We start from the raw sequence: 17138 nt of genomic DNA, 5'->3' as shown, positions 1-17138 counted from the left end.
TTCACGTATGGCCGTGTCGACCGCGAATGCGATCGACCACACCGGAGATGAAGTCACCGATGGAATCGAGTTCTCGGAGGTACGCCCAGTAGTCGGGCCGCCCCGTACCGAGCGCCCGGGTGGCCCGCTCGATGCGTGCGAGCTGAGCATCCAGCACCGAACCCCATTCGGCAACCATTCCTCGGTCCACCACCAGGAGTTGCGCATCGCGCAGTCGGAAGCGCACGCGCTGCTCGACCGACGCCGGGTCGTCCCGGACCTCGCGGAGACGCGCCAGCCGGCCGGTCACGGCTTCGATGTCGGCTTCCGCGTCGGCCAGGTCGGCGCGCGCGGCCGTGATCAGGTCCAGGGCAGTCTCCGGGTTCCCGGCTCCGAGGGCGTCGGCGGCGGCATCTATGTCCCGAGTGGCAGCGGCGACGTGGGCGTCGCAGTTGTCCCGAGCCCTGGCCAGATCGTTCGAGCTGGCCGCGACGAACTCACGGAGCAGTGCGGAGTAGGCCGGAGCGATGTTCTCGGCCTTGGTGCCCACCGCCTGCAGCCGGGTGCGTACCGACGCCAGTGCCGTCGTCGCAGCCCTGGACTTGCCGGGTGCCTCGGCGAGGGCTGTCCGGAGGACGTCCGACGCGGAACGGGTGTCCGCGGCCGCGCGGGTCACGGCAGGTCCGCTGCCCGTGGCCTCCGCACGTTCCAGCGCTGCCAGGGCTGCGTGCACACTGCCTACGCCGGCGACGACCGACGGGTAGCGGTGATGCGGTTCGGATCCGGTGACGGCGGAGAGCGCGGTGTTCGCCGCGGAGCGCGCGTCCTGAGCGAGCCGGGGGACGGCCGCGTACTCGCCGATCGCATGCTCGAGACGGGCTCGGTAGTTCTCGTAGAAGCGGTCGACGGACGCGCTCGCTGCCGCGAGCTGGGCGATCGCGGTGGCGAAGGCGTCGTACGCCGTCTCGGAGGCGTCGGACTCGGGACGCTCGGTCGCCGTCAGATAGGACGCACCCGCGGCGAAACACTGCTCCTCGACGCTGCGCCACTGCGTCCGGAGGCCGTCGTCGGATCGCCCGAGGCGTTCCAGTGCGTCCACCCCGGACGACGCGATGGACTGCCGCTTGTCCATGTCGAGGAATGTCGTGACCGTGTCCGCCCTGATGCCGGCGACGGCATCGAGTCGCGCCTTGCCGCGGCTCAGGCGTCCCGGCCAACGGTGTGTCACGTCTGCGATGCTACCGACGCCGTATTTCTTCGACTTCCGGGAACGCGCGCAGCCGCCGGGACGTTTGCGGTATGAACAACCGAAGCAACCGAAAGGACACTTCTCATGGGCGTCAGCTTGACCAAGGGTGGCAACGTCTCCCTCACCAAGGCCGCACCCAACCTCACGGCCGTCTCGGTAGGCCTCGGGTGGGACATCAGGACGACCACCGGCACGGACTTCGACCTCGATGCCAGTGCCATCGCGCTGGGCACGGACAAGAAGGTTGTCAGCGACCAGCACTTCGTGTTCTTCAACAACCTCAAGAGCCCGGACGGCTCGATCGAGCACACCGGTGACAACACCACGGGCGAGGGTGACGGCGACGACGAGGTCATCAACGTCGAACTCTCCGCCGTTCCGCCGAACATCGACACCATCAACTTCCCCGTGTCCATCTACGAGGCGGACGCCCGGTCGCAGTCGTTCGGTCAGGTCCGCAACGCGTACATCCGCGTCGTGGACAAGTCCAACGGCACCGAGTTGGCGCGCTACGACCTCAGCGAGGACGCCTCGACGGAGACCGCCATGGTGTTCGGCGAGCTGTACCGCAACGGCGCCGAATGGAAGTTCCGCGCCGTCGGCCAGGGTTATGCATCGGGTCTGGCCGGAATCGCCCGCGATTTCGGAGTAAACGTCTGACCCCTCTGTTGGAGTAATGTCCCGTTCGACGGGGTATTTGCCTTCGGCACCGGAGAGTGTTGCTCGTCGTCACCGCGGTTGTCCCGCGGGCGGCGCCGCGACACTCTCCGTTGTCTGTACGGGGTCGAACCTCGGCCGTGCACCTTCGAACGTCAGCAGAGAAAGGCCACACGCCGTGGTTCTACGAATATTCGGGTGGTCCTTCGCGATCACCGCCGTGTCCGTTGTCGTGGCATTCATCTACGGCAGCTGGGAAGCCGTAGCGCTGGTGTTGATCCTCGGAATCCTCGAGGTCTCGTTGTCCTTCGACAACGCGGTCATCAATGCGACCGTCCTGCGGCGGATGAGCGAGTTCTGGCAGAAGATCTTCCTCACCGTCGGCATCATCATCGCCGTCTTCGGTATGCGGTTGGTCTTCCCGTTGGTCATCGTGTGGGTCGCGTCGGGTCTGGGCCCGGTCGCCGCACTACGCCTCGCGCTGAACCCGCCCGCCGACGACGCCGCGTACTTCCCCGACGGCAGCCCGTCGTACGAAACCCTGATCACCGACGCTCACCCGCAGATCGCGGCGTTCGGCGGCATGTTCCTGCTGATGCTCTTCCTCGGCTTCATCTTCGAAGAACGCGAGCACACGTGGCTCTCGTGGATCGAGAAGCCCCTCGCGAAGGCCGGCAAGCTCGACATGGTCGGCGTCATCGTCGCCGGCATCCTGCTGGTCCTCACCGCGGAACTGATCGCGGAGGACGACAAGATCTCCACCGTCATGGTCTCGGGCGTGCTGGGCATGGTCACCTACATCGCGGTCAACGGGCTCGGCAACCTCTTCCACGTGCCGGGCGAGGACGACGAGGAGGAGGCGAGCAGCGGACCGTCGGATCTGGCGAAAGCCACCGGTAAGGCCGGCTTCTTCCTGTTCCTCTACCTGGAGGTTCTCGACGCGTCCTTCAGCTTCGACGGCGTCATCGGCGCGTTCGCCATCACCGCCGACCCCATCATCATCGCGTTGGGCCTCGGGTTCATCGGCGCGATGTTCGTCCGGTCGCTGACGGTCTACCTGGTCCGCAAGGGCACGCTCGACGACTACGTCTACCTCGAGCACGGCGCGCACTGGGCCATCGGCGCACTGTCGATCATCCTGCTGGTGTCCATCGGCGTGCACATCAACGAGATCATCACCGGACTGGTCGGCGTCGTCCTCATCGGACTGTCGTTCTTCTCCAGCGTGCGGCGCAATCGCCGACTCGCGGCCGAGGGGCATTCCGACGAGGCCAAGGTCGACATCACGGGCTGACCCCCTCACGAGAAGAGCCGCCCGGCGTCGCACATGCGAGGCCGGGCGGCTCTTTCGTCGGTGTGGGGTGGGTCAGAGTTCGTCGATGTCGACGAGTCCGTCCTGCAGCGCCCTGGCCACCAGGGACGCCTTGGTGGGGGCGGGACGTCCGACAGCCGCGTACTTCTGACGGATGCGCGTGAGGTGGGTGTTGACGGTTCCGAGGGAGAGGAACAGGTGTGCGGCGACGGCCGGCTTGGAATCGCACCGGAACCAGCTGACCAGGACCTCGATCTCGCGGACGGTCAGGTTCGGGCGAGGAAGACCGGTCTGCTCGGCCGAGTCGGGTGTGGTTCTCGCGCCCGGATTCGTCATGGTGGCCATAAGTTCTGCTCTCGTTTCCCCGGAACCGGTCAGCCGACCGGTTGTGTCCCATGTTCTACACCGATCAGTCGGTTTTGTCACCGGCAGACCGTTGTCGTTCCGAGCATGGCCGGGTGGTGTGAAGATTCTGCAAAACACACAGGTGGGGCGCGCACTCAGCCGCGCAGGCGTGCACGCAGCGCGTCCGCGGCGGCGGGCCACTCGTCGTCCGTCATGGAGAACAGTGCCGTGGTGCGCCACGAGCCGTCCGGGCGCGCCCGGTGCTTCCGCAGCAGGCCCTCGAACTGCGCGCCCAACTTGGCGATGGCCGCGCGTGACTGCGCGTTGTTCGAATCGGTGTGCCACTCGACCCGCACGGCCGCACGCGGACCGAAGGCGTGATCGAGGAGCAGGTACTTCGATTCCGGGTTGATCCGCGTCCCCTGGGCCGACCGCGACAACCAGGTGTACCCGATGGCGAGGCTGCGGTTGCGGTGGTCGACCTGGTAGTACGACGTCGTCCCCACGGCGACGCCCGTGTGCGCGTCGCGCTGCAGGTAGGCGATTCGCGCGGGATCCGCGAGAGCCGTGTCGATGTACGCGGCGGCACCGGCACGGTCGGACACGACGGCGCCCGTCCACCGGAAGATCTCGGGGTCGTCCGCGGCGGTGAGCAGCTCGTCCGCGTGGTCGGTCCGCAGGGGCTCGAGGTGCACATGATCACCGAGCAGCGGAAAGGTCTCGTCGGTCGCACTCATGCGGACACCTCGGTGATTCGGGGGGACGGGGGGTCGACGACTCGGACGGGCGACTCGGAGTGTCGTCGTTCGCGCGACCGAGCGAACAGCACGATCAGCACCACCAGCAGGGCCGCACGACCCCACACCCCGACCAGGACGACGTTCTCCTCCGTCGAGGCGTCACTGCCGCTGGACAGCGCCGCGAAGTACTTGAACACACCGATTCCCATGACCAGGTCGGCGAGCAGATACGCGGTCACCACCTGCCACGGGATGCGGAGCAGGACGAAGAACGGAACGAGCCAGAGCGTGTACTGCGGCGAGTGCACCTTGTGGAACAGCAGGAACGACGCCAGCATCACCGCGCTGATCTGTATCCACGGGTACGTGCCCTCCGTTCCGTAGCGGCGCCAGCCGAACCACAGTGCAGCGGCGAACGCTGCCAGGACGAACATCGGTGACAGGACCGACACCATCGACTGGTAGGCGGCCTCGTTCGCCTCGCTCGTCTCGGGCGATGTGGACGGTGTCGCGTAGAGGACGCGCAATCCCCAGTACCAGATCGAGTTGGTGGTGATGTCCGCCTCGCGCATCTCCTGGAAGGCGAACGACGCACGCCAGCCGTCGTATCCGAGGAGGGCGAACGGCAGATTGACGGCTACGACGACCGCGCCGGCGACAGCGACGACGGCGGCGGCGCCCCGGACGTCGAGCCTGCCCGGAACGGCAAGCTCACGTCCGCCGCGTCCGCCGACCAGGACGAACAGCGCGAGTGGCAGGACGAAGGCGCCCGGATAGAGCTTGAGGCAGAACCCCACTGCCAGTAGGGCTGCCGCGAGGCATGCGCGCACCCGCAGCGGCCACGTCGTGGACATGACGTAGACGGCGCCCACCGCGGTGGCCACGACGGGCAGCTCCCAGTTGTGGAACGCGTAGAGGATCAGTGCCGGTCCTGCGGACCACAGCAGCGCGATCGAGCCGACCGTGCGGCCCAGCATCCAGGCCGTCAGGGCGCCGAACGGTGCGAGCAGCACGGCGGAGTAGAAGAGGAACTGAGCATCGGTGTGGCTGGCGAGCCCGCCGATCCACATCAGGATCCCGCTGAGCACGGGGTACTCCACGGTGCCGCCGATCAAGGTCCCGTCGGCGGAGATGCCGCCGTTCAGATACGGGAAGATGTGCTGGTCGATACCGCGGTCGAGCCAGAGGAACTGGATGTCCGAGTAGCAGACGGACGAGTCCTTGATCCGGTCGAACACCAGGCTGCGGCCTGCCTCGTCGAACGGCGCTCCGGTGCAGCGGGCCTTGTTCAGGTAGCCGAGAATCATCGTCACCACGGACACTGCGGTGACGACCGTCGCGGTCGCCACACCTGCACGGCCCGTGGTCATGGGGACAAGACTAGGTGCCATGGCACCCGCACCGTGAATGGCGACGATTTCGCTCTGGGTGTTCTCCCGGGTACCCTGGACCGGTTGCTGACGCAACGACCCTCCTGTCACGGATCGTCCGTGACCGTTTCACAGTCCATAGGAGGTGATGAGGTCTTATGCGTCATTACGAACTGATGGTCATTCTCGACCCCAATCTCGACGAGCGCACGGTCGCCCCGTCGCTGGATACGTTCCTGAACGTCATCCGCAAGGACGGCGGCAAGGTCGACAAGGTCGACGTGTGGGGAAAGCGCCGTCTCGCCTACGAGATCGACAAGCACGCGGAAGGCATTTACGCGGTGATCGACATCAACGCGGAGCCCGCCACAGTGTCCGAACTCGACCGCCAGCTGGGCCTGAACGAATCGGTGCTCCGCACCAAGGTTCTGCGCCGCGGCAAGTGATCCGTATCTGTCACCGTCTCGCCCTAGGCTGACGGCAACAGAGAACGATCATGCGCTGACAAGGCACGAGAAAGAGGAATCATGGCAGGCGAAACCGTCATCACCGTCGTCGGGAACCTGACGGCCGATCCCGAGCTTCGATTCACCCCCGCAGGTGCGGCGGTCGCGAACTTCACCGTCGCGTCCACACCCCGCACCTTCGATCGCCAGAGCAACGAATGGAAAGACGGCGACGCTCTTTTCATGCGGTGCAACATCTGGCGTGAGGCTGCGGAGAACGTCGCGGAGTCCCTGACCCGCGGCGCACGAGTCGTCGTGACGGGCCGGTTGAAGCAGCGTTCCTACGAGACGCGTGAGGGCGAGAAGCGCACTGTCGTGGAGCTCGAAGTCGACGAGGTCGGCCCCTCCCTGAAGTACGCGACGGCCAAGGTCAACAAGGTCAGTCGCGGCGGCGGTGGCGGAGGCGGCAACAGCGGCGGCGGGTTCGGTTCCTCCGGTGGATCGGGTGGTGGCTCGTCGAGCCGTCAGTCCGGTGGCAGCTCGGGCGGCGACGATCCGTGGGGCAGCGCTCCGCAGGCATCGGGCTCGTTCGGCGGCTCCCGTGGTGGCGACGACGAACCTCCGTTCTGATTCTTCACCCACATGCAGTGAACAAAGATTCGGAGTTTGTACATGCCTAAACCGCCATTGCGCGACAAGGTGATCAAGAAGAAGGTGTGTGCCTTCTGCAAGGAAAAGAACACGTCCATCGATTACAAGGACACGACACTGCTGCGTAAGTACGTCAGTGATCGCGGCAAGATCCGCGCTCGTCGTGTCACCGGCAACTGCGTCCAGCATCAGCGGGACATCGCCATCGCAGTCAAGAACTCGCGTGAGGTAGCACTGCTGCCCTACGCGGCGACTGCGCGATAAGGGGAAAGGTAACCATGAAGCTCATCCTCACCGCTGATGTCGACAACCTCGGCGTTCCCGGAGACACCGTGGAGGTCAAGGACGGCTACGGCCGTAACTTCCTCCTGCCCCGTGGGCTGGCCATCGCGGCCACTCGCGGAGCACAGAAGCAGGTCGAAGGCATCCGCCGCGCCCAGGAAGCTCGCGCCGTGCGCGGGCTCGACCACGCCAACGAGCTCAAGCAGGCCATCGAGGCCCTCGAGTCCGTGACCCTCGCGGTGCGTACCGCGGGTGGTTCGGGCAAGCTCTTCGGCTCGGTCACCGCAGCCGACGTCGCCGCCGCGCTCAAGAGCGCCGGCGGACCCGTCGTCGACAAGCGCAGCATCGAACTGCCGAAGTCGCACGTGAAGTCCACGGGCAAGCACCGCATCTCCGTCGCGCTGCACCCCGACGTCACCGCGGCGTTCGACCTCGAGGTCACTGCCTCGGAGTGATACTCCCTTCTCGACCACGAAGACCCCGGCTGTTCGCAGCCGGGGTCTTCGTGCATTTGCGTGCATTCTGTTCTCTACACCCGCTGCATTCTTCGCGCCATTCACAGCCGATTTTTTATGCTCGGCGAGTGTTTCTGCCGGCACTTTCTGGTGCAGTGCCCAAACATCGTGTGAAGGCGGTCTCGATCCACCTCCAGGGTCTGCAGTGCTCCGAAAGCCTTACGTACCCTTTGGGAAGTCTTGACTCATTCGTCGAGCATCCCTGTTGAACGTAACCGCACAGACAAACACCCACGTGTCGCCTGGAGGTTCACTCGTGACTGCACAACTCGACCGACCATCGTCCGACGATCCGCCCGTGTCCCTGCAGTCGAATCCGATACGCGATCGAGTGGCCGCCGTCCTGAGATACGACGTGCCCGCCTCCCTGGTGGTGTTCCTCGTCGCGGTCCCCCTCTCCATCGGTATCGCGGTCGCGTCCGGCGCCCCGGTCATGGCGGGGCTCATCGCCGCCGTGATCGGTGGCATCCTGGCGGGGCTTCTCGGAGGCTCACCCCTTCAGGTCAGTGGCCCGGCCGCCGGACTGACGGTCGTCGTCGCCGAGTTGGTCGCCCAGTTCGGATGGCGCGTCACGTGTCTCATCACGGTGGCCGCGGGCGTTCTGCAGGTCGGTCTGGGACTGAGCAGGATCGCTCGCCAGGCGTTGGCCATCTCACCCGTAGTGGTGCACGCGATGCTCGCGGGCATCGGTATCACCATCGCGCTGCAGCAGATCCACGTTCTTCTGGGCGGTGACAGCAAGAGCTCCGCGATCGAGAACATCACGTCGCTCCCGGCGTCGCTCGTCGATGCGGAGCTCGCGTCCGTCGCCATCGGTGCAGTGGTCGTCGCCTTGATGCTTCTGTGGCCCCGCATCAAGGGTCCGCTGGGCAAGGTGCCCGGTCCTCTCGTCGCGGTCGTCGCCGGTACCGGTCTGTCGCTGGCCCTCGCGATGGATGTCGAACGAATCGACCTGCCCGGCAACCTGATCGACGCCATCGAGCTGCCGCTCCTGCCCGAAGGGCAATGGATGGGATTCGCGACCGGTGTGCTCACCATCGCGTTGATCGCCAGCGTCGAGTCTCTGCTGTCCGCAGTCGCCATCGACAAGATGCACTCGGGTCGGCGCACGAACTTCGACCGTGAACTGATGGGACAGGGCGCCGCCAACATGGTGTCCGGTGTCGCCGGCGGCCTTCCGGTGACCGGAGTCATCGTGCGCAGCGCGACCAACGTCAAGTCCGGTGCACGCTCACCGGCTTCCGCTGTGCTGCACGGTGTCTGGGTCCTCGTCTTCTCCGTGCTGTTCATCGGTGTCGTCGAGCTGGTGCCGTACGCCGCACTCGCAGGTCTGCTGGTGATGATCGGTGTGCAGTTGGTCAAACTCGCCGACATCAAGTCGGCGAAGCGGACCGGTGACGTCGCCGTCTACGCCGTGACCGTCGTCGGTGTGGTCGCGCTCAACCTCCTCGAGGGTGTCCTCATCGGTCTGGCCCTGTCGGTGCTGCTGGTTCTGCGTCGAGTGCTCTGGGCGCGTGTGCGTTCCGAGGAAGTGGGTGCCGACTCCTGGAGGGTCGTCGTCGAGGGTTCGCTGAGCTTCCTGTCGCTTCCGCGACTGACCCGTGTGCTGCAGGCCGTCCCGGCCGGCCGCTCGGTCACCGTCGAACTGGTCGTCGACTTCCTCGACCACGCGGTCTACGACGCTCTCCACGAATGGATCCGGCAGTACGAGGCCACCGGCGGCACCGTCGTGGTGGACGAGGTCGGCGCTGTCGACATGGAGTCGGCCACCGAGGGTCCGCCGAAGCGCCTGCCCAACCTCCTCTCCGCTCGTACGTTCATGCCCTGGTCGCAGTGGCAGACGGTGGACAGCCATTCCGGACCGTTCACGGCCGACGCCGTCACCCCGGCAGCGCTACGGCCGGTCCTGGCCGGCGTGGAGGAGTACCACCGCCGGAGCGCGGACTCCATGCGTCCGCACCTCGAGAAACTGAGCGAGTTCCAGGACCCCGATACCTTCTTCCTGAGCTGCGTGGATTCACGGGTGATGCCCAACACGATCACCAGCGCAGGCCCCGGAGACCTGTTCACCGTCCGCAACATGGGCAACCTGATCCCGGTGGGCGCCCCGGACACGTCGCTGGAAGCGGCACTGCACTACGGAGTCGACACGCTGAACATCAGCTCGATCGTGGTGTGCGGTCACTCCGGCTGCGGAGCCATGCGGGGATTGCTGGCCGGTGCCCACGACGGTGACGGGGTCGTCGCCGACTGGCTGTCGCACGGCCGTGCGAGCCTCAGTGCGTTCCGCAGCGGGCACCCTGTGGCTCGGGACGCGTCAGAATTGGGCTTCTCGGACATCGACCAGTTGGCGATGGTGAACGTCGCCGTACAACTGCAGACGCTGTCCCGACACTCCGTGGTGGGCAAAGCCTCCGCGGAGGGTCGCCTCCGTGTCGTCGGCTTGTTCTTCGACATCCCGACGGCGCGCGTCCTCCTTGTCGACGCGGCCTCCGTGACCGAGCTCCGAGAGCCGATCGACGCCGGCTGAACCACCGACCGACCCTGACGGGCGACGCGACGCACTGTGCGTCGCGGCGCCCGTGTCGTGTGCGGCCTCGGACGTGGATGTCCGGCGTGAAACGAGCCGCGGTGAGTGTGCCGTGACGGTTTTCCGGACCGGATCAGAATTCGCTGGCCGTTTACCACCGGTTACCGAGATGTGAGCTGCGTCATGTTGATAAGTGCGGCTACCCGAGACCTGACACGCCCGACATGTCAACTCGGCGGGACACGCCGAGGCCGCATTCATCCACAGACGGTCAACAATCGAAACGGCTCTGACGTGCGACGACACCCACTGTGATGTTGTTGGTCCCCAGGTTCTGCACAGGTGGTCAACACGGCTGTCCTGCAGTATCCCCAATTGCTCCACAGGTTCGCCAACATGACGGTTTGGCGCTGCGGTTCACAAGCCCTAACGTCCCTCCGGCACACCATCTCGAGCTCACGGCACACGTGTCGGACGTCGGGAGTACAAGTTGTCTGCGACGGCGTCGTGTCCCGAATTTCTCGGTCACGCGCCGGTCGACGAGCGAGGGAGAGGGCGGCATCCGTGGCGGTCGTGGACGATCGAGGAGCGAACGACTACCAGGGACCGTCCGAGGCGCCGGGCGAGGACTTCGGTCGTCAGCCCCCTCAGGACATGGCGGCCGAGCAGTCGGTACTCGGTGGCATGTTGCTCAGCAAGGACGCCATCGCCGACGTCCTCGAGGTCCTGCGGCCCGGTGACTTCTACCGCCCCGCTCACCAGATGGTCTACGACGCGATCCTCGATCTGTACGGCCGCGGAGATCCCGCGGACCCGGTGACGGTCTCGGCCGAACTCGAGCGCCGAGGCGAGCTCAAGCGCATCGGCGGACCGCCCTACCTGGTCACGCTGACGCAGACGGTGCCCACCGCGGCGAACGCGTCGTTCTACGCGGAGATCGTCGTCGAGAAGGCCATCCTGCGTCGCCTCGTGGAGGCCGGTACCCGCATCGTGCAGTTCGGCTATGCCGGCGCCGACGGGCAGGACGTCGCGGAGGTGGTGGACCGCGCGCAAGCCGAGGTCTACGAGGTCACCGAGCGTCGTACCGCGGAGGACTTCGTCCAGCTCGAAGAGCTGCTGCAGCCCACGATGGACGAGATCGACTCCATCGCCAGCCGCGGCGGCATGTCGAACGGCGTGCCCACCGGCTTCACCGAACTCGACGAGGTCACCAACGGCCTGCATCCCGGCCAGATGATCATCGTCGCGGCGAGGCCTGGTGTCGGGAAGTCAACGCTCGGAATGGATTTCATGCGCTCGTGCTCCATCAAGCACGGCATGGCCAGCGTCATGTTCTCGCTCGAGATGAGCCGCACCGAGATCGTCATGCGTCTCCTCTCCGCCGAAGCCAAGATCAAGCTCGGCGACATGCGCTCGGGAAAGATGACCGACGACGACTGGACGCGTCTCGCTCGCCGGATGAGCGAGATCAGCGAGGCACCGCTCTTCGTGGACGACTCCCCCAACCTCACGATGATGGAGATCCGTGCCAAGGCGCGGCGCCTCAAGCAGCGGCACGACCTCAAGTTGATCGTCATCGACTACTTGCAGCTGATGTCGTCGGGCAAGAAGGTCGAGTCACGGCAGCAGGAAGTCTCGGACTTCTCCCGTTCGCTGAAGCTGCTGGCGAAGGAACTGATGGTGCCCGTGGTGGCGATCTGTCAGCTCAACCGTGGTCCCGAGCAGCGCACCGACAAGAAGCCGATGGTCTCCGACCTCCGAGAGTCGGGTTCGCTCGAGCAGGATGCCGACATGGTCATCCTGCTCTACCGTCCCGACGCCACCGAGCGGGACGATCCGCGCGGCGGCGAGGCCGACTTGATTCTGGGTAAGCACCGAAACGGCCCGACCGCGACCATCACCGTTGCGCACCAGCTGCATCTGTCGCGGTTCGTCGACATGGCGCGGGGATAGGACTAGCGGGGTAGCTCGGCCTCGAAGGTGACGGTCACGTCGTCGACCACCTTCATGGCCCCCAGCAGCTGCGAGTAGGGCTTGATGTCGAAGTTTGTTTGCCGCACAACGGTTTCGGCGGAAACCCGCGTGCCGTCGATGACGACGTCGATGTACTGCGCACGGGTCACTCCGTGGATCTTCAGTTTCCCGGTCAGGCGGTAGCCCTGGTCGAACGCCTCGATATGTGTGGTGTCGAAGTGGATCTCAGGGAACTTGTCGGCGTGGAACGTCCCCAGTGCGTTCGACCGCGCCAGCATCTTCTCCGGCCCGATCAGCGGCGTGACTCCGCCCTCACCCGACACCACCTCGAGGGACTCGACGGGCACCCGCAGGCTGACCGAGGTGGGCTGACCGTCGGTCTGCTCGACGGTGGCCTCCCACGTCGCCATGCGCAGACGCAGTCGGTGCCCCATCTTCGAGGCGCGCCCGGTGACGCCCGTTCGTATCTCCAGCGCACCGCCGTCCGATGCCGACAGGGTCCACGTCGAGGAAGTCATTGCACCGACTGTATCCACAGTTCGCCCGAACCCCCTGCGACGTGTCCCGGGGAGCTCCCAGCGTGACCCCGGGTTCGTCGCAGACGGGCCCTGTTGTCTGGTGTCGACCACCAACCGTTCACGGAGGAATCGATGACACACGACCACGATCGCGGCCTGGGCCACGACATGACGACGATGCTGTCCCGCCGACGCGCCCTGCTGGTGTTCGGCACCGCGAGTGCAGCGGCCCTCGCGGCGTGCTCGTCCGGAACCTCGGCGCCGGCAGTGGAGACGGCCGCGTCGTCGTCGAGTGCCGAGACCGCCGTGGCCGGAACATGTGTCGCTGCCGTTCCGCAGGAGACGGCCGGTCCGTATCCCGGTGACGGGAGCAACGGGCCGAACGTGCTGATCGAGTCGGGGATCGTCCGCCAGGACATCACCACCAGTTTCGGGTCGTCGACGGGAACTGCGGACGGCGTGCCGACCACCGTCTCGATGACCCTGCAGGACCTCACTGCGGACTGTGCGCCGGCTGTGGGGATGGCCGTGTACCTGTGGCACTGCAACCGGGACGGCGAGTACTCGCTGTACGGCGACGGCATCACGGACCAGAACTATCTGCGCGGCATCCAGGTCGCGGACGCGTCAGGGAAGGTGTCGTTCACGTCGATCTTCCCGGCCTGCTATTCCGGTCGCTGGCCTCATATCCACTTCGAGGTCTTCGAGTCCCTCGAGGCCGCGATCGCCGGCGAGAGCGCTCGCCTCACGTCGCAGATCGCAGTGCCTCAGGAGGCGTGTGCCACCGTATTCGATTACGACAGTGGGTATTCGAGCAGTACGGCCAATCTGTCGAAGGTGTCGTTGGCGTCCGACAACGTCTTCGGCGACGGATGGGATGCGGAGCTCGCGACGGTGACCGGAGAACCGTCGAGCGGGATGGAGGTGTCGATCACCATCGGCGTCGCCGCCGCGTCCGAGAACACCGCGGCCGCGCCGTCGGGCGGTATGGGCGGGCCGCCGCCGAGGTAGTTCACACCAGGTCGACGGAGACCACGGTGTTGCGGCCCGATCGTTTGGCGTCGTACAGCGCGTGATCGGCGGAGATCAACAGGGGCGACACCGAGGGAGGTGAGTCGTTGGTCCACGCGAGCCCGATGCTGACGGTGGCGGTCCGCGCGGACAGGACGTGCAGCCGCTCGTGGTCGCGGCGGATCAGGTCGGCGATGGCAGCCGCATGATCTCGGCCGGCGCGGGGGAGCAGCACGGCGAACTCCTCCCCGCCGATCCGCCCGGCGATGGCGTCGGTCGGCAGTGCTCCGAGGATGCAGGCGGCACTGCGCACCAACGCGATGTCTCCGACGGCGTGACCGAGGGTGTCGTTGATGGACTTGAAGTGATCGAGGTCCAGCATGAGGAGCGCGACGGGTCCGGAATCGGCGAGCAGTCGTTGCTGGCTCCTGCGCAGAAAGGCTGCGCGAGAGAGAACTCCGGTCAGACTGTCGTACTCGAGCGCTGCGCGCAGCTTGTTCTGGACGGCCATCCGGTCGAGGCACACCGTCGCGACGAGCAGCGGGCCGAGGGCGATCAACGCGACCGACAGGGTGGCCGTCGCGCCGTCCTGACCGTCGGCACCCAGGATTCCGCCGGTCTCCAGGGCGCCCTGGCCCAGGAGGACGAGGGTCCACCCCGCCCACAGCGCGGTGAGCAGCGCTGTTCCGAGCATCGGAATCCGTGTCGCACACCAGAGCAGAGCCGGTAGTGGCAGTGCCAGCAGCAACGGTCCTTGCACTCCCAGCCCGACCAGCATGAGTGCGACGGTGAGGGCGACGGGCGCCCACTCCCAGGCGAGTGTCGACTTCGAGGTGGGTCTGCGCCGAGGCGTCGATGCTCGGATCGACAGGAAGACGGGTACCAGCAGCAGGTAGCTCGTGACCTCGGAACTGAACCAGCTGAGCGCTTCGACGGCCGGTGCACCGGGGTCGGGATGTCGCGCCGACAGGGCTGCGACGGACGCCGACAGGATCGCGGCCACGACGATGCCGATGCACATTCTGGAGAAGTCGGCGGAGCCCGACAGGGTGAGAGGTGCGTCTCGGCGGTGGCGGATCACGAAGGAGCCGCCGATCACTCCGACGATGTTGGCCACGTTGAACGTCACGGCCGCGTACGTGTCCGTGCCCGACACCAGATCTGCGGCGATCAGGGCCACCAGGGCCGCGGCAACGGCAGTGACGGTGAACATTCTGGGCCACCGCGCGAACACGGCGAGCGCGACGGCGTTGGCCAGCCATACCGAGGCCAGCAGTCCGGGCGGGCGTGACTGGATGCCGACGAGTGCCGCGACGAACACGACGACCGCGAACAACGCCACGTACGTCGTCGCGCGCGACACGGGTACGTCGATCGAACGGGTCACGGGCAGGGCCATCCTTCGTAAGGAAAGGAACCCCCTGTGACTTTTCAGTCGTTCCCAGCCATGTTGTTGGTACGAAGTGCAGTATCCACTACCTCAACGTGCCGTGAGGGGGTTGAGGCACACGCGGTCCGCCGGGTCATGCTTCGCGCTCGCGTGAGAGCCGAGAATGGGAACGGAACCTACGAATGCAGTCCACCTGCGTGCAGTGGCCTGCTCTGGCGACGTACGCGAGCGGCGAGACTCGAGCGCATGACCTACTCCGCTCTGCGCGAGACCGTGCTGCGTACGGGACTGCTGATCGGCGGTCTCGCGCTGTACGGCACCTCGATGGCCATGATGATCGCGGGCGGACTCGGCCTCAACCCGTGGGACGTGTTGCACCAGGGCCTCGAGAATCGCCTCCCGGTGAGCTTCGGTGCGGTGACCGCACTGACGGGAGCCGTGGTTCTGCTGCTGTGGATACCGCTGCGCCAGCGTCCGGGCATCGGCACCGTCGCCAACATCGTCGTCATCGCCGTGACGGTCGATCTCGCGCTGACATTCCTGCCGACGAACAGCGGTCACCTGGTCGGATCGGCGCTGCTCGTCGGTGGGGTGGTCCTCAACGGACTGGCGACCGCGGCGTACATCTCCGCCGGGCTGGGCGCGGGCCCGCGCGACGGCCTCATGACGGGGCTCGTCGCGCGGACGGGTATGACGGTGCGCTCCGTGCGCACGGCGATCGAGGTGACCGTGCTGGCCACGGGGTGGCTTCTCGGCGGGACCGTCGGCATCGGGACCGTGCTGTACGCGCTGGCGATCGGACCGCTGGCCCACATGTTCCTTCAGGTGATGCCGCAGCGGTGGGTCACGATCGGTTCAGGTTCTCACTCCTCCGTCGGCAGGTCGGTGCCCGCGGAGAGGATGCCGACCGAGACGCCGTAGGGAAGGAACCGCACCTTGCGGCTGGGATCGACGTTGTCACGGTGGGCCCGGAGTGCGTCGAGTTCCGTCGCGAAGACCTGGTCGACACCGGCCGTCCCGGTCTCGTCGACCGTGTAGATCGCCCACACACCGTCGCCTTTCTGACCGGTGGTCTCAGGCTCGGGCGCAGTGGCCTTGCCGGGGGCTGCCCCGAACAGACCGGCCCAGGGCACGTCGACGCCCGACTGGTTGGCCTTCTTCATCGCCTGACCGAGCATGTCGCGGATGCCGTCGCCGGCCTCGCGTGCGACGCGCTCGAAATCCTCGGGATCGAAACCGAACTGTCCGTTGCCGCTCATGACTACCTCGCAGAGTGTTAAGTGACTGTGATCGGTGCAACGAATGGGCGGCCTCGTCCGTTCCCGCGTTGTGAAGGTCGTCCGGGGGTACCCCCGGATCGAACACGACCACATTTCTACGACGGATGGACATCACCTCATGACGAAACTGCTCTTCGTGGTCACCGGCTCCGATCACTGGACCCTGAACGACGGGACGAAGCACCCCACCGGCTACTGGGCGGAGGAGCTCGTAGAGAGCCACCGGACCTTCACCGAGGCAGGGTGGGATGTCGTCGTCGCCACTCCCGGCGGCGTGACGCCCACGGTCGACCAGGGATCGCTCGCAGTGGAGGCCAACGGCGGCGACGAGAGCAAGGTCGCCGATCAGAAGCAGTACCTCGAGTCCATCGAGGGCGTGCTGGCCTCCCCCGCTCGCCTCGAGGATCAGACCGCGTCCTCCTTCGACGTCGTGTTCGTCCCCGGCGGTCACGGTCCGATGGAGGATCTGGCCGTGTCGACCGACTTCGGAGCCCTGGTCACGGAGTTCCTCGAATCGGGCAAGATCGTGTCCGCCGTCTGCCACGCGCCGGCAGCTCTGCTGTCCGCCACCCGCGACGACGGCAGCTGGCCCTTCTCGGGATACAAGCTCACCGGCTTCACCAACGAGGAAGAAGAGCAGGCCGGTCTCGCCGCCAAGGCACCCTGGCTACTCGAGACGCGGTTGCGCGACGGCGGAGCCGAGTTCTCCTCCGGCGACGCCTGGGGACCCCACGTCATCGTCGACCGAACGGTCTTCACGGGCCAGAACCCGGCGTCGACCAAGCCGCTGGCGGACAGGCTCGTCGCTGCCCTGAGCTGACCAACCACCCCGCACCCCCGCGAGTACGTCCATAACGTCGCGACTCCCCCCGGAATCACGACGGTATCG

At 66.3% G+C, this 17138-nt stretch carries 17 protein-coding genes and 1 pseudogene; 11 read left to right on the top strand and 7 right to left on the bottom strand.

Annotation, left to right across the window (positions count from 1 at the left end; genetic code table 11):
- Position 1 precedes the first annotated feature (1 nt).
- Positions 2-1207 (bottom strand): hypothetical protein, encoded by a 1206-nt coding sequence (locus AC0IX4_RS08690; RefSeq protein ID WP_471828701.1) that lies wholly within the window; start codon positions 1205-1207, stop codon positions 2-4.
- A 105-nt stretch (positions 1208-1312) separates the two neighbouring features.
- Between AC0IX4_RS08690 and AC0IX4_RS08685 the strand changes: the two genes are divergently transcribed.
- Positions 1313-1888, top strand: a complete 576-nt coding sequence (locus AC0IX4_RS08685) for a TerD family protein (protein WP_027506015.1) — start codon at positions 1313-1315, stop codon at positions 1886-1888.
- Positions 1889-2063: 175 nt separating this feature from the next.
- Complete coding sequence (locus AC0IX4_RS08680; protein WP_042576328.1) at positions 2064-3179, top strand: DUF475 domain-containing protein; 1116 nt, start codon at positions 2064-2066, stop codon at positions 3177-3179.
- 72 nt (positions 3180-3251) lie between these two features.
- Here the strand turns inward: AC0IX4_RS08680 and AC0IX4_RS08675 are convergent.
- The 3 genes and pseudogenes from AC0IX4_RS08675 to AC0IX4_RS08665 form a co-directional block, all read right to left on the bottom strand.
- Positions 3252-3488 (bottom strand): annotated as a pseudogene (locus AC0IX4_RS08675) (LuxR C-terminal-related transcriptional regulator); the annotation flags it as partial.
- Positions 3489-3697: 209 nt separating this feature from the next.
- Positions 3698-4279 (bottom strand): GNAT family N-acetyltransferase, encoded by a 582-nt coding sequence (locus tag AC0IX4_RS08670; RefSeq protein ID WP_042576327.1) that lies wholly within the window; start codon positions 4277-4279, stop codon positions 3698-3700.
- The gene (locus tag AC0IX4_RS08665; RefSeq protein WP_471828700.1) at positions 4276-5652 is read right to left on the bottom strand and encodes a hypothetical protein; all 1377 of its coding nucleotides are present in this window, start codon (positions 5650-5652) and stop codon (positions 4276-4278) included. Before AC0IX4_RS08665 ends, AC0IX4_RS08670 begins: the two co-directional genes overlap by 4 nt.
- 158 nt (positions 5653-5810) lie before the next feature.
- Between AC0IX4_RS08665 and rpsF the strand changes: the two genes are divergently transcribed.
- From rpsF to dnaB, 6 genes are all read left to right on the top strand, one after another.
- Positions 5811-6098, top strand: coding sequence for a 30S ribosomal protein S6 (gene rpsF, locus AC0IX4_RS08660; protein WP_042576325.1), 288 nt, complete (start codon positions 5811-5813; stop codon positions 6096-6098).
- 81 nt (positions 6099-6179) lie between these two features.
- A complete protein-coding gene (locus AC0IX4_RS08655) occupies positions 6180-6728 on the top strand; it encodes a single-stranded DNA-binding protein (RefSeq protein ID WP_042576324.1) in 549 nt (182 codons plus the stop codon).
- Between the two features lie 42 nt (positions 6729-6770).
- On the top strand, positions 6771-7013 hold the full coding sequence (gene rpsR, locus AC0IX4_RS08650) for a 30S ribosomal protein S18 (RefSeq protein ID WP_027506021.1): 243 nt from the start codon (positions 6771-6773) through the stop codon (positions 7011-7013).
- 14 nt (positions 7014-7027) lie between these two features.
- Entirely contained in the window at positions 7028-7486 is a 459-nt protein-coding gene (gene rplI, locus AC0IX4_RS08645) for a 50S ribosomal protein L9 (protein ID WP_056074181.1), read from the top strand.
- A 316-nt stretch (positions 7487-7802) separates the two neighbouring features.
- Positions 7803-10076, top strand: a complete 2274-nt coding sequence (locus tag AC0IX4_RS08640) for a SulP family inorganic anion transporter (protein WP_471828699.1) — start codon at positions 7803-7805, stop codon at positions 10074-10076.
- Positions 10077-10640: 564 nt separating this feature from the next.
- Positions 10641-12029 carry a replicative DNA helicase gene (dnaB, locus tag AC0IX4_RS08635; RefSeq protein WP_042576321.1) on the top strand — a complete coding sequence of 463 codons (1389 nt, stop codon included), beginning with the start codon at positions 10641-10643 and terminating at the stop codon, positions 12027-12029.
- Positions 12030-12031: 2 nt separating this feature from the next.
- Here the strand turns inward: dnaB and AC0IX4_RS08630 are convergent, their stop codons facing one another.
- A complete protein-coding gene (locus tag AC0IX4_RS08630) occupies positions 12032-12568 on the bottom strand; it encodes a YceI family protein (RefSeq protein ID WP_471828698.1) in 537 nt (178 codons plus the stop codon).
- Positions 12569-12700: 132 nt separating this feature from the next.
- On the opposite strand from AC0IX4_RS08630, the gene AC0IX4_RS08625 reads away from it, so the two are divergent.
- Positions 12701-13579, top strand: a complete 879-nt coding sequence (locus AC0IX4_RS08625; RefSeq protein ID WP_471828697.1) for a dioxygenase family protein — start codon at positions 12701-12703, stop codon at positions 13577-13579.
- 1 nt (position 13580) lies between these two features.
- Here AC0IX4_RS08625 and AC0IX4_RS08620 read toward each other — a convergent pair whose 3' ends face one another.
- Positions 13581-14966, bottom strand: coding sequence for a GGDEF domain-containing protein (locus AC0IX4_RS08620; protein ID WP_471828696.1), 1386 nt, complete (start codon positions 14964-14966; stop codon positions 13581-13583).
- A gap of 249 nt (positions 14967-15215) precedes the next feature.
- Here AC0IX4_RS08620 and yczE point away from each other — a divergent pair, with 249 nt between their 5' ends.
- A complete protein-coding gene (gene yczE, locus AC0IX4_RS08615; RefSeq protein ID WP_082518442.1) occupies positions 15216-15890 on the top strand; it encodes a membrane protein YczE in 675 nt (224 codons plus the stop codon).
- On the opposite strand, the gene AC0IX4_RS08610 is transcribed toward yczE, so the two are convergent.
- The gene (locus AC0IX4_RS08610) at positions 15833-16228 is read right to left on the bottom strand and encodes a hypothetical protein (protein ID WP_042576317.1); all 396 of its coding nucleotides are present in this window, start codon (positions 16226-16228) and stop codon (positions 15833-15835) included. The two genes, yczE and AC0IX4_RS08610, sit on opposite strands and share 58 nt — an antisense overlap.
- A gap of 139 nt (positions 16229-16367) precedes the next feature.
- Between AC0IX4_RS08610 and AC0IX4_RS08605 the strand changes: the two genes are divergently transcribed.
- Positions 16368-17069, top strand: a complete 702-nt coding sequence (locus tag AC0IX4_RS08605; RefSeq protein WP_042576316.1) for a type 1 glutamine amidotransferase domain-containing protein — start codon at positions 16368-16370, stop codon at positions 17067-17069.
- The last annotated feature ends 69 nt before the right edge of the window (positions 17070-17138 follow it).

The organism is Rhodococcus sp. AC861 (assembly GCF_979256035.1).
Note: the sequence above shows the minus strand (reverse complement) of the source record. Positions and strands in the feature narration are given on the sequence as shown.

Bases quoted from the DNA above. Each gene is read 5' to 3' on its own strand.
- AC0IX4_RS08610 (WP_042576317.1), bottom strand. From the start codon at position 16,228: ATGAGCGGCAACGGACAGTTCGGTTTCGATCCCGAGGATTTCGAGCGC.
- yczE (WP_082518442.1), top strand. From the start codon at position 15,216: ATGACCTACTCCGCTCTGCGCGAGACCGTGCTGCGTACGGGACTGCTG.
- rpsR (WP_027506021.1), top strand. From the start codon at position 6,771: ATGCCTAAACCGCCATTGCGCGACAAGGTGATCAAGAAGAAGGTGTGT.
- AC0IX4_RS08685 (WP_027506015.1), top strand. From the start codon at position 1,313: ATGGGCGTCAGCTTGACCAAGGGTGGCAACGTCTCCCTCACCAAGGCC.
- AC0IX4_RS08670 (WP_042576327.1), bottom strand. From the start codon at position 4,279: ATGAGTGCGACCGACGAGACCTTTCCGCTGCTCGGTGATCATGTGCAC.
- AC0IX4_RS08655 (WP_042576324.1), top strand. From the start codon at position 6,180: ATGGCAGGCGAAACCGTCATCACCGTCGTCGGGAACCTGACGGCCGAT.
- AC0IX4_RS08625 (WP_471828697.1), top strand. From the start codon at position 12,701: ATGACACACGACCACGATCGCGGCCTGGGCCACGACATGACGACGATG.
- rpsF (WP_042576325.1), top strand. From the start codon at position 5,811: ATGCGTCATTACGAACTGATGGTCATTCTCGACCCCAATCTCGACGAG.
- AC0IX4_RS08665 (WP_471828700.1), bottom strand. From the start codon at position 5,652: ATGACCACGGGCCGTGCAGGTGTGGCGACCGCGACGGTCGTCACCGCA.
- AC0IX4_RS08605 (WP_042576316.1), top strand. From the start codon at position 16,368: ATGACGAAACTGCTCTTCGTGGTCACCGGCTCCGATCACTGGACCCTG.
- rplI (WP_056074181.1), top strand. From the start codon at position 7,028: ATGAAGCTCATCCTCACCGCTGATGTCGACAACCTCGGCGTTCCCGGA.
- AC0IX4_RS08630 (WP_471828698.1), bottom strand. From the start codon at position 12,568: ATGACTTCCTCGACGTGGACCCTGTCGGCATCGGACGGCGGTGCGCTG.